At 36.7% G+C, this 12,528-nt stretch carries 11 protein-coding genes; 8 read left to right on the top strand and 3 right to left on the bottom strand.

Annotated elements, in window-relative coordinates; translation table 11 throughout:
* Positions 1-252 precede the first annotated feature (252 nt).
* From LQ188_RS22060 to LQ188_RS22070, 4 genes are all read left to right on the top strand, one after another.
* Positions 253-1,422, top strand: coding sequence for an MFS transporter (locus LQ188_RS22060; protein ID WP_230178267.1), 1,170 nt, complete (start codon positions 253-255; stop codon positions 1,420-1,422).
* 228 nt (positions 1,423-1,650) lie between these two features.
* A complete protein-coding gene (locus tag LQ188_RS22065) occupies positions 1,651-1,965 on the top strand; it encodes an MTH1187 family thiamine-binding protein (protein ID WP_230178269.1) in 315 nt (104 codons plus the stop codon).
* Between the two features lie 892 nt (positions 1,966-2,857).
* A complete protein-coding gene (locus LQ188_RS26875; RefSeq protein ID WP_290370137.1) occupies positions 2,858-2,986 on the top strand; it encodes a hypothetical protein in 129 nt (42 codons plus the stop codon).
* The gene (locus LQ188_RS22070; protein WP_230178271.1) at positions 2,983-3,969 is read left to right on the top strand and encodes a collagen-like protein; all 987 of its coding nucleotides are present in this window, start codon (positions 2,983-2,985) and stop codon (positions 3,967-3,969) included. The genes LQ188_RS26875 and LQ188_RS22070 overlap by 4 nt, the downstream gene beginning before the upstream one ends.
* 529 nt (positions 3,970-4,498) lie before the next feature.
* Here the strand turns inward: LQ188_RS22070 and LQ188_RS22075 are convergent.
* The gene (locus LQ188_RS22075) at positions 4,499-4,963 is read right to left on the bottom strand and encodes a hypothetical protein (RefSeq protein ID WP_230178272.1); all 465 of its coding nucleotides are present in this window, start codon (positions 4,961-4,963) and stop codon (positions 4,499-4,501) included.
* Between the two features lie 1,103 nt (positions 4,964-6,066).
* Between LQ188_RS22075 and LQ188_RS22080 the strand changes: the two genes are divergently transcribed.
* Complete coding sequence (locus LQ188_RS22080) at positions 6,067-6,291, top strand: hypothetical protein (RefSeq protein WP_230178273.1); 225 nt, start codon at positions 6,067-6,069, stop codon at positions 6,289-6,291.
* A 107-nt stretch (positions 6,292-6,398) separates the two neighbouring features.
* Here LQ188_RS22080 and LQ188_RS22085 read toward each other — a convergent pair whose 3' ends face one another.
* Positions 6,399-6,950 carry a hypothetical protein gene (locus LQ188_RS22085; RefSeq protein ID WP_230178274.1) on the bottom strand — a complete coding sequence of 184 codons (552 nt, stop codon included), beginning with the start codon at positions 6,948-6,950 and terminating at the stop codon, positions 6,399-6,401.
* Positions 6,951-7,191: 241 nt separating this feature from the next.
* On the opposite strand from LQ188_RS22085, the gene LQ188_RS22090 reads away from it, so the two are divergent.
* The 3 genes from LQ188_RS22090 to nhaC all read left to right on the top strand — a co-directional run bounded on the left by LQ188_RS22090 (position 7,192) and on the right by nhaC (position 11,083).
* Entirely contained in the window at positions 7,192-8,256 is a 1,065-nt protein-coding gene (locus tag LQ188_RS22090; protein WP_230178275.1) for a sulfite oxidase, read from the top strand.
* 544 nt (positions 8,257-8,800) lie between these two features.
* On the top strand, positions 8,801-9,436 hold the full coding sequence (locus LQ188_RS22095) for a hypothetical protein (protein WP_230178276.1): 636 nt from the start codon (positions 8,801-8,803) through the stop codon (positions 9,434-9,436).
* A gap of 225 nt (positions 9,437-9,661) precedes the next feature.
* Positions 9,662-11,083 carry a Na+/H+ antiporter NhaC gene (nhaC, locus tag LQ188_RS22100; RefSeq protein WP_230178277.1) on the top strand — a complete coding sequence of 474 codons (1,422 nt, stop codon included), beginning with the start codon at positions 9,662-9,664 and terminating at the stop codon, positions 11,081-11,083.
* Between the two features lie 85 nt (positions 11,084-11,168).
* On the opposite strand, the gene LQ188_RS22105 is transcribed toward nhaC, so the two are convergent.
* A complete protein-coding gene (locus tag LQ188_RS22105; protein ID WP_230178278.1) occupies positions 11,169-12,428 on the bottom strand; it encodes a transcriptional regulator in 1,260 nt (419 codons plus the stop codon).
* Positions 12,429-12,528: the final 100 nt, after the last annotated feature.

The raw sequence follows: 12,528 nt of genomic DNA on the forward strand, positions 1-12,528 counted from the left end.
CACAATAGTTATTTAAAATAATGTAAATTTCCTTAAATGTTTTTACTTGTCCCTCTCTTAGTTCCTTAATATAAAGCTGTAAAATAAGAGCTTGTTTATAAGGGTAGGTTCTGATATGATTGTTTGATGAATTTTTTAAAGGGTTTAGAGAGGGTGAGTCAATTGACTAAAAACCTTAGACAATTGAAAAACGTTTCGGTGTTCCAAACGCTTCTAACTTAGAAAAATAATTTAGAAGCGAGGAATAATTATATGAAAAATCAAAGAATCTTTAATAAATCATTTCTTTTTTTATTTATAAGCAACTTTTTAGTTTTTATTGGGTTTGAAATGTTGCTTCCTATTTTGCCCGCCTATTTGTTAAGCATGGATGCATCTTCCATTCAGGTTGGTCTAGTAATATCATTATTTACGATAGGTGCTGTTTTCATCAGGCCTTTTGTAGGTTACTATTTAATTGATAACCAGAGGAAAAGTCTAGCCATTTGTGCAAGTGCAGCTTTAATGATCATTACGATACTCTATCCGTTTCTTAATATTATATGGCTTATTCTATTGTTACGACTTTTCCATGGTGCAGCGTGGGGGGTATCAACTACAGCTAATAGTACAATAGTAGTGGATTTGATTCCTAAGACACGCTTAGGAGAAGGAATAGGGTATTTTTCTATATCCACGACAGTCGGGGCTATCGTTGCACCAAGTATAGGTATCCTAATCTATGACTCTTTTTCCTTCAATATTTTGATATGGTCATCAGTAATACTGAGCTTATTGGCAGTAATTGCGCTTCAATTTGTATATTCACCTACTATTGTAAAGCGTGAGAAGAAGCCATTTCGTTTTTTGAATATGATTTTTGAAAAAGACGTTTGGTTCCCAGCATTACTTACAGTTATTACAACACTTGGTTTTGGGGCTATTATTACATTTTTGGTTCTTTTTGGTGAACAAAGGGAAGTGGATCATATTTTTCTATTCTTCCTTATCAATGCAACTGTCTCAACTTTACTACGTCCGTTTACCGGAAAATGGTATGACAAAAAAGGACCTTGGTCTATTATCATTATGTCAGCTGTGTTAGGATTTTTTTCACTTGTTATCCTATCGTATACGACAAATGATTCTCAACTTATCATTGCGGCGATTTTATTTGGGGCAGGTTATGGAACTGTTATGCCATGTTTACAAACATGGACTGTTCAAAAGGTAAGTGAAGAAAAAAGAGGAGCAGCCAACGCAACCTTTTTTTCCAGTTTTGACGTTGGTGTTGGAGTTAGCGCATTTGTATTAGGTATTATAGCTAAATGGATCAGTTTAGAGATGATCTTCAGGTTTGTTAGTCTAAGTTTTATTGTTGTTGCTGTTTTAGTCTATAAGGATTATATAAATGAAAAGATAAGGCATAAGAAATCGATCTAAAACAAGTCCACCTCTATTTTAATAGAGGTGGACTTGTTTATTTGGCTGATTCTACAGTAATTTTCTTGCCAGTAGAAGTGCTTTGATTTACGAATCTCACGCTCCAAAGCTCATATCAAATTTCCCAGGTTCTAAGTTTGAGTTATAATAGTAAAAAACACCCGTCTATACTAGGATGGATGTTAGTAAGCTTCTTGATTAATACATAAAAAGGATTGGTGAATAAAAATGGCGATTGTTGATGTAACGGTTATTCCTGTCGGTACACAAACTCCAAGTGTTAGCAGCTATGTGGCAGATATTCAAAGAGTATTAAAGCAATATGAAGAGAAGGGAGAAATCCGTTTTCAACTGACACCCATGAATACAATCATTGAAGGCGATCTGCCTAAATTATTTGAAGTGATCCAAGCGATGCACGAAGTACCTTTTGAAAAAGGTCTTGCTAGAGTCTGTACGAATATCCGAATCGATGACCGTCGTGATAAAGAACGCAGGATGGAAGACAAAGTAAAGCGAATTAAGGGCATGCTTGAGGAATAACAGGTTTTGTAAGTAATGGGGTTTTGAGGTTAAATATGTTAAATGTTAGAATTATTAAGAGACATGGAATTCGAGCCGTTGGACTTGATAGCCTAGTGGTGCGATGGGGGAAGATCTCCGATAGCAACAAACTTCTAGGGATTTTGTATTGTTCCCGTATATATGTGGAAACTTTCTCGTTATTTTGTAGTAAGCAACTATAGAAGCAAACAGTCCATGCGGCAAATTCTAGAGCGCATGGACTTTTCTTTTTTCTTATACCTATTACACGAATAGATATTGACGTGTAGAAGTGGTAACATTGGTATATTATTTCTGCAAACCACACATTGATTTTAACGCTCCTCATTAGTCCTCTAACATAAAGTTACGTAGGATTTTTATTTTATCTCGATCTTTTTAAGATAAAATTCCCCTTCAAAGTAAACATTTCCATTAGTAACAAAAGGAGCGGTGCCTTAAAGAAGACTGGGGTAGCGACTACAAAGCCGCTGTAGTAAAAGGTATTACGAAGGCAAAAGAATTACCGTAAATCCCTAATTTATTGCCTTACAATCCTAAATAACCAACTGTTGTGGTGTATAAGCCAGTGAGGTCGATATTATATTTAAGGGGATAGTGAAGATCTTTGATGCAATCGATGAGGGGAAAGCCTCTTTTTTTATTTAGGATTTGATGAATAATGTGATTTTATTATGAACTAACGATGAAGTTTTAAGTCTAACTGCTTATTTATTAATTTAAATTTCTTGGGGGTTTTTTTGATAATAATGAATTAGAAATACACCCCAATTTTCTCCTTTTGATTTTACCATGTAGCCGTTCCGCTCTACACTCCAGGGCAATATACATGTTAAAAAGAAAGGAGGCATGGTTTGTGTGGAGGGAAAAAATGAAGAAGGAAATCTCAGGAAGCAAAAAAAAGTTATCAGAATTAAAAGACGGTGCAAAAGTTGTGAAAAGATACATTGTAAATGCGAAAAAAGTCATGAATCTTCCTGTGGTGACAAGAATAAAGTGAGTTGCCTACGATGTGGAAAGAGAGATTGTAAATGCGAAAAAAATCATGAATCTTCCTGTAACGACAAGAATAAAAAAATTTGTTGTCGTTGTGAAAAGGAACATTGTAAGTGTGGGCATAAAGAAGGACCCCGTGGACCTCAGGGGCCCAAGGGACCTAGAGGACCAAAAGGATCAAAAGGAAAACAGGGACCGGTAGGACCAAGGGGACCGGCAGGACTAAGGGGACCGATAGGACTAAGGGGACCGATAGGACAAAGAGGAGCAACCGGAGCAACGGGAATCCCAGGAGCAGCGGGAATCCCAGGACCGGCGGGAGCAACCGGAGCAACGGGAGCGGCGGGAGCAGTCGGACCAGCGGGACCAACGGGAGCAGCGGGAGCAGCGGGAGCAGTCGGACCAGCGGGACCAGCGGGACCAACGGGAGCAGTCGGACCAGCGGGACCAACGGGAGCAGCGGGAGCAGTCGGACCAGCGGGGCCAACGGGAGCAGCGGGAGCAGTCGGACCAGCGGGGCCAACCGGAGCAGCGGGAGCAGTCGGACCGGCGGGACCAACCGGAGCAACCGGTGCTGGGTTAGCGGAATTTGCGTATATTTACAATTTACTTGCTCAAACTGTTGCAATTGAGGCAGATGTTACATTCGATACAAATGGGATAACTACACCAGGAATTACTCATGCTCCAGGATCACCTTCAATACTGATTACCACTGCTGGCATTTACGAAGTCACTTTCTCCGTATCGGGTACAGAACCAAATCAATTTGCACTATTTTTAAATGGAACTTTGGTTCCTGGAACCATATATGGGTCTGGTGCAGGGACGCAGCAAAACGAAGGTCAAGCAATATTTACGATAGGAGCAGGAGGCGTTCTTACTCTTCGAAATCATTCTTCAGCCGCTGCGGTGGGGCTTACAACTCCCATTGGCGGAACACAAGCAAGTGTAAATGCTTCTATTGTCATTAAAAAATTAGATTAGTTGGATAGACGCCAGAAACCACAAATAATCTTGGAAGCCATTGAAATTTAGAAATAGTCAGTTGCATTCTGAGCAAATCTAAATAACTAACATTTATTAATAGGGCTGGTAACGGCCCTTATTAAATAAAAACAGTTAACTAGCCTAATTAAAATAATAACAAGTAGTCAGTTCATATATATAATTGATGTGATTCAGTAAGAATATGGGAAATATTTAGTGACAGAACTGAAAAAAGAGGGGAAAATGTTTCACCCCTCTACATACCCCATTGTTACCTCGCGCTATATCCAGTGATATGATATGATTTGAAATTGTCTAAAAAATTGAACTATATCAACACATTAAAAGTAAAAGAGTAAATATTAATTCCTCATATAAGTTAACCATGGGGAGAATAAGTAGTGATAATTACAAATGAAGCTCCAAAAAAGATAAAAATGAACAGTTGGGTAGATAAGAATTCTATCTCTATAAAGGACAATGGTTTGAAAAGTGGATTCAGTAATTATTCTAGATTTACAGGAACCTATAAACGTTCGCCATAAAGTTCTTTTTCTTCATTTGGATGAAAAAGAGTGAATCCTTTTGAGCAAATCACAAATCTTCTATCTATCTCGAATCCAGCCTTATTCAAAATTTCAACAGTTCCATGTGAACCAGTGCCTGCATACCCGCAACTACAACCAGATAGGTGTAGCTCATTTCCTTTTTTGTCTATAAGGATGAGGTCGCTATCGACTAAAAAATTTTCGTTATTAATTTCTTTAACAATTTTTGCAATTTTAAAACGGTCAAATTGGTCTTTAACTGCTTCGAATAACGCAATACTTTTATTGGTAACACCACGGTCTTTACCGTAATCTTTTATGACCAATACTTCCCGCTCATATGATTTCTTATATAGATGGTACTTTTGGTAAGTGACGTCATTTATTTTACAAATAATTGGAGTAGTACTATTCAGTTTTTTATTCGTAGATTTATTAAACATTTTACCCCTCCTAAATAGTTTTTTTATTAAGTTTATTAGGAGAAAAAGAGATTAGTACTAAGAAGCTGTTAATAGGCAAAATTTTTTCATTTCTGATTCTCTTTTAATTGATAGGGATGAATCGTGATATCGAACAGTTAGGGGGAAGTGGAAAAATTAAAAAAGCACCTAAAGTGTGCTTTTTAATATATATCTTTATAAAATAAAGGATAAACATAATGTTCATGACAAACTCGATTATAGCAGTAATACTGACATCGATAATATTAGTTTTCCTCGAATGATAAGGGGCAAACAAGACGGTATAAATAGAACCAATGATAGTTAAAATTAAACAAAAAAAAAGACTAAATCTTTTCCTCTTCTCTTCAAGCGTTGATTACAACTGAAAGGGGGAGATGAATGGCGGTTGGCATAAACAAAGTAATCTTTTGACAATTAACATGTCAATTCGTAGGCTATATTTAAACGTCTATCCATGGGTAGGCAGTTTTTTATGTTATTAGGCAAATGCATTTAATAAGTGTGTGCCTAAACACCTTCTGTATGTTTTATAAATCATCGAAAGGCACTCATTGTCTGGGTGCTTTTTCACTGTATATAAAATATGTAATTTAATTATTGGGGACAAGCACAAGCGTAATTTAATAATTTCTATAATATAAAGATAAAAATAATAGTAAGAAAGACAATAAGTCTAAAGAAGAAAAATGCTGTTTTAAATTGGAATATAGTTTTAAACTAGAGAAATGCAGTAGCAAAGAGGATAAAGAATGATGTTGTGATTGCAGTAAAACCAAGAAACAATTGCTAACACCATTAAGGGTTAAACCGATTTCCTTGGAGCATCCATTCATTGGGTGCTCTTTACTTTGGGAAATAATGTGACTCGAATGTATCATACAAGGGTATGAGTGTTCCTTATATGTATTCAGCTAAAAACATAATTTCGGAAAAATTTAAGTGAATCTATATGTTACCTTTTGAAACACATTTAGTTCCAGTTGGCGGAAATCAGTTTTATTAAATAGAAAAGACATGATGCCGAAGAATATGACAACCCCTCTTTGTCATACCCTTTATAAAAAGATAAGGGTGTGACAATGCTGATTAGGAAGAAAAACAACCAAATCGTTTTTTATATAATAAAAGGCTCAACAATTAAAAGGTTTTTAATCCTAGATCTAATTATTGGATCAGGAATTTTTTATGTGGTCAAATTCATTTCTTCAAGCATATTAATAGCGAGCGCGAGCAGTTTCGTTGGAACGGAAGGAATTAAAAAGGCTCCGAAAGTTCTAAAAAATGCAATTGGATTAATATCCTAAAGGATTATGCATTCCACGGAATGGAGCTTTGTTAACAAGAAGAGAATACATATTATAAACGTCTGATATGTATTCTCCTTTTTATAATGACACAACGTTGGCGTTCTCTACGTATTTTTCCATACAGTTGCATACTTCTTTTGATATTTTGCATCCTCTTCTTTTTCAACTAAATTCAGTGCGATTTGCTTTATTTCTTCATCTTTTATTTCATTAAACAAGTTCCTAAGTCCTTGAATAATATCAAAACGAATTAACGTGTAGTTTTTTTCATGAACGCAATTTAAATACCGATCAACAAGACTTCTTTTTACCATTTCTTTTTGCTCAGTGCCAGCTAGACCTATTTTCCATATAGATTGTAGGCTATGTCTTGCGGTGACGAATTTTTTATCTTTTGTCACTTCCCAAATCAATGGGAAATCCTTTAACATTCTTTTCTCAGGATCACTTTTCGCCAAACTGCTAAGAAATTGTGCCGCCCTTGATCTTCGGTGGTTATCAGAATGAGTCAAATCCTCCTTCAATTGGTCCCATACATCATAAGCCCAGTCCACCTCTTCTTTGGTAGAAGCAAGGATATGATTGTAGGCTTCGTATTGTAAGTCCTTATCTTGAGAAAGTAAATTTTCAAAAGAAGTTTGTATAGTACTATCCATTAGAAACACTCCTTCTTAAAATATGATAGGCAGCCTCTCATCACTGTTGTTCTGTCCCGAATAGCCAGTTAGTCCAATTATAATTATTTCAAATAAAAAATATACTCAATAACTTTCTCGAGAAGCGGCTATTTTTAGCCGGCATAAAGCTCTTCTTTATTTGAAGTTAAAATTCAATAACCTAATTAGGCTGTACCGAATGTATACATCTATAATGATTCATTTTAATTAGGGGGGAATTATGACAAATCCACATAAAGTGAAACCCTATTTATTGACACGTAGTTTGCAGCCGGAAAATCAGGAGACACCGATTCATTTCATCAATAATGATAGCATGGAAAACCAATTATTTTATAGAAGGAACCACTTTTCTTATCCGACTCTTTCCTATTCAAACTATTGGCTCCCTATAAATGGGTTAGTATCCGCTCCTTTACTACTGTCCATGCAAGACATTCTTCAATACCCATCCAAAACGGTGGAAGTTGTCCTTGAATGCTCGGGTGACAAGCGTAATCTCTTCGAACCTAAAATGTTTGGAGAACAATGGGGAAAGGGAGCTATTAGCCAAGGTAGGTGGAAAGGTGTACCATTACGAAGATTACTTGAATTATCTGGAATAGGGGAAGGGGCAAAAGAAGTTGTCGTGGAGGGTTATGATTATGGAAATAGGAAAGATCTAGATGAGATTTATACCTATACCAGGAGTTTGCCTATCGAGAAAGCACTGCATCCAGATACCATTATTGCATATGAATATAATAACCAGCCAATTCCTTTTAAACATGGTTATCCATTGAGGTTAATAGTTCCGCAGTGGTATGCAATGGCATCCGTAAAGTGGATAAAGCAGATAAGTGTTATTGATTCTACATTCAATGGGCCGTTTCAAACAATTGATTATGTGTATTATCCAAATAAAGACAATGATCAAGGCGCATTTCCAGTTACTACAATAAATATCAATTCGACTATCCAAAAACCGCTGGATATGGAAATTATAAATACTGGTAAGCATTTAATAAAAGGAATTGCATGGACAGGAAAAGGAGTAATTACAAAAATGGAAATTAGTCTTGATGGTGGCTATACATGGAGAAACGCCGATATATTACGTCGTCAGAATATTGATTATGGATGGGTTAGTTGGTCATTTGAATGGACTATACTTGAAAAAGGTGAGTATACGATTAAATCCAGAGCAACAGATTCATTTGGTCAAATTCAACCGAATTTTCCTTTTTGGAATAAAAAAGGTTATGGGTATAATGCCATTGATCAAATTAAAGTTAAGGTAGAATGACTATCAATTTATATTTAGGGAAAGAAACGGGAGAAAAATTATTGAAGAAGAATATAAGTGATCCAATCTATAAAAAATCAGCTGTGATTATCTTTGAAATTGGTTAAATCAATTTAGTTAATCGTTGAAAATTACTAGGAACATCGGACAAAGAGTCGCTCGCTTCCGTAGCAAGAAACTCCTTCAGTGGTAAAAGGCGTTAATGATAATGAGAAAAGCCGTTCCTGGATTTGGCCAAATAACGGTTTTGTTTTACAGGGAAACACCCTTCCAAAAGAGTTTTGGAGGGTTATTTGGCATGGTCAATTAAGTACTGAATAAGGGAATTGACAGCCTATTTAGCTGGTTAGTTGAGAGGTGTGGTTCCATTTGGAGATTATTCCTGACTAACGGCAGGGTAGGTTCAAGAAGTGTAGTAGTGCAACGGACTGAGGCTAAAAGCAGTATAGAATTTTCTTGTCTCCAAATAGTAAAGTAAAAGATTTTAAATGTGAAATTACTTTGGGACTAAAATGCATAGAAAATTTTAATAGGAGTGACCCCGATGAGGTTAACAAGAATATTTTTTATAGCAGTATTTCTTTTTACTTATTTACACCTTCAAACTTACTCTTATGCAACAGAAATTAATTTTTCTGAAAAAAGCAGAGTTTTGTTAAAAGTTAAAGATACTAAAGGGATTAGTTATAATGTTTATTTTTTTGCTCCTAAAGAAACTAAAACAGACTATTACCTTTGCAGCACAGGCGATGAAGTATTTATAGGTAATTATAGTTTTCTAATTCAAAAACAAGGTGAAAAAGAAATAAAAACGACATCCATCATTTTAAAGGATTATCCTTATAACCAAACCCAAAGAACCGTGTTTCCGATAATATCTAAATCTTATCCTGATATCGTGGTGGTTTCAAATCAATTAGACTGTAACACAAAGGCAGGCTATCTGTATTATGTTGATAATGAAAAAATAGTATCAGTAAAGAGTGTTTTGTCCTATACTTTACCACCAAGGTTCAATGAGAAAAATAGGTTAGAAACAATGAGTTATTACAATCTGGAAGATTTACCTTGGGTATTAAATACATATGAATTGGATTTAAAGAGTAATTCATTGAAAATGATAGATAAAAAATCTTTGTCTTTTGAGGAAGGTCAGAAAATGAAAAATAAATGGAAATGAATTAATTCATTGATGAACTACAGTTGTTACTGTAGTTTTTTTAGTGACTGTAAGGGATTTCCAATGGTTTGTTAAGGAGAGTTAACTTTCAAAATATTAATTGACGGTTATTCGTAGAAATATTATGATAATTCTATTAACGACTATTTAACGACATATATTTTTGTTTTTAAATAGTCATCAAAATAATAGATTCATGAAAATTAATAACAAAGGGGATGCTTTATGAAAAAAGAAATGTCATTCGGAGTTGCAATAATACCGCTCGTCGTCATGATTGTAATGATGGCAATTACGGTGGTTTGGCTGGAACAGGGTCCGCATATTCCGCTTATTGTTGGAACATCAGCTGCTGCTATTGTTGCTTGGTATTCTGGATATAAGTGGAATGAAATTGAAGAGTCCATGTACAAGGGAATACGTCTCGCTCTGCCAGCAGTCGTCATCATTATTCTGGTAGGGATGACAATCGGGGCTTGGATGGGCGGAGGAATTGTTGCCACCATGATATATTATGGTCTTAAAATCCTCACTCCTTCATTTTTTCTTGTTAGCATCTCCGTTATTTGTGCAGTGGTATCATTGGCAATCGGCAGTTCTTGGTCAACGATGGGGACAATCGGTGTTGCTGGGATGGGGATTGGTCTTAGTATGGGAATACCAGCGCCAATGATTGCGGGGGCTATTATTTCAGGCTCATATTTTGGTGACAAAATGTCACCGCTTTCAGACACGACCAACCTTGCATCCGGACTGACAGGAACAGATTTATTCGTGCATATTCGCCATATGCTTTACACGACAATTCCAGGCTTTATCATTGCCTTGGTCGTATACGCCATTCTTGGGAAGGATTTTGGTAAAGGAGATATGAACGCTGAGAATATTGAACAAACGATGCGTGTTTTGCAGGATAGCTTTTTCATTTCTCCATTCTTATTGATCATTCCGTTAATCGTCATTATCCTTGTTGCTAAAAAGGTTCCAGCCATTCCAGCGTTGATTATAGGGGTGTTGCTCGGCTTTTTATCACAAATATTCATTCAAGGTGGCAGCATGGCTGATGCAATAGCAGCGTTGCAAAGCGGCTTCGTGATTGATACGGGCGATAAAATGGTCGACAAGCTGTTTAACGGCGGCGGGTTGGATTCAATGATGTACACCGTGTCCATGACGATTGTTGCGATGACATTTGGTGGAATCCTTGAAAACACAGGCATGCTTCAAGCGATTGTAAAGCAAATATTAAAATTTGCAAAAACATCAAGAAGCGTCGTTGCGTCAACTGTTTTATCATGCTTTGCGACGAATGTAACATGCTCAGAACAATATATTTCCATCGTTATTCCTTCACGTATGTATGTAAAAGCTTATCGTGATAAAGGACTTCACTCGAAAAATCTATCCCGTGCGCTTGAGGATGGCGGAACACTGACTTCAGTATTTGTTCCTTGGAATACTTGCGGAGTATTCATTCTGGCAACACTTGGAGTGCATGCATTCGATTATGCACCATATGCAATTCTGAATTTTATCATCCCGGTTATTTCTATTATTTACGCGATGACTGGCTTTACCATTACGAAATTGACAGAAGCCGAAATTCAGAATATCAAGAAAGAAGAGGAAGCAACCTTACCTATTTGAAATACTTGCCAAATGACCTGCAATAAAGCAAGAGAACTCTAGCGAAGAAAGGTTCCATTTGAGAGAACCTTTCTTTACTTTAAATCTAGTATACTGGCAAATTAAGTTGATAAACAGCTCTAGGGCGTCCCTTCGAATACGTCATTTCTTCGCCGACGATGGTAACATGACCATGATCGGATAACTTTTTTATAATTCTTTCTGTGGTACGACGGGTCACCTGTAAATAATCCTCTAGTTCTGCAGCTGTGAATTGGACGGATTGGCGGGAATGACTGAACTGGATGATTTTAGATATGTTTGCAGGGCTCAATTTTGTCTGTTTGGCAACCTGAAGAAGTTCGGGATGATCGTTTTTCAAGCGTTGCTGTTTGGTGTGCTGTGGAAACGGTCCAAGCAAATCCTTGTCTTCCGTGAGAATGTATCCGCATTTGTACTCACCATGTTTTTCAGCAAAACCGAGGGCAATCTTTGCATGGCGATCTGCATCCAAAATGGTTGAACCATATCCGAAACCAATCTTACTCTTCTTCTTGAATTTGGCAAAAATATGATTCATGCCGTTTTTCTTTATCAACGATTCGATATCACCACGAGTGCTGTACAGGATGAAATGGCAGTCTTCCAGCAGCTGGACGGAGGCTTGTATTTCATGTGCCAAACCATCTATCAGTTCATGAGCGTTCGCATCTTCAGATATGACATAGCAAACGGCAATCTGTGAAGATCTGCTTTTAATTAGTTCGGTATAGGCTTTAATATCATGCAGCGCTTTAAAGATGGAGCTTCGGGGATCAACCATGCGCATGGCAGGTACCCCAATAAGCTGCAGTTGATCAAATACAGAATGTATGCTTGTTAGTGCAAGATCAATTAAACCATCCTTCCAAAGTTTATGATGATAAGAAGTGATTATTGAAATATCAAATGAGTCATCAAGCATCTCCTGGTAATCAATGATATAGCTTGGCTCCATCTCGATTTCAAGGTCAGTTAATACGTTCGTTACGATCGAGGCGTTGCTAACATCGATGGAAATTCGATGAGGAGACATTTTTTTTTGATAAAGCACGGATAGTAAGGAAGAAGCGACCGACATTTCATCTTGTGCTAAATAAAAAGAAGGAATCGGAAGGTGCTCATGATATTTTTTTGAAAAGTAGTACGGCAACGCCCCTGAGAACAACACAGCATCACACGGCTTGAGTGTCTTTACAAGCATACCTGCCTCTGTAGGTTTCTGATATACGTAGGCGTCGAAATCAATATCGGCAATCTCGGATGTGATGGATTCAATTCTTTCGATAAATTCAGTGGAACCAATGACAGCAATTCTTGTATTCATTGTTAACCTCCAAGTGAAAGAGCTAATGTATTCTAAATAACGGTTTATTAACGACAACTATATCAAACTCGTACAATCTTGTGAATCGAAAGGGAGTTTT

The sequence above is a fragment of the Peribacillus sp. Bi134 genome (genome assembly GCF_918698065.1).
In the GTDB taxonomy this organism is placed as follows: Bacteria; Bacillota; Bacilli; order Bacillales; family DSM-1321; genus Peribacillus.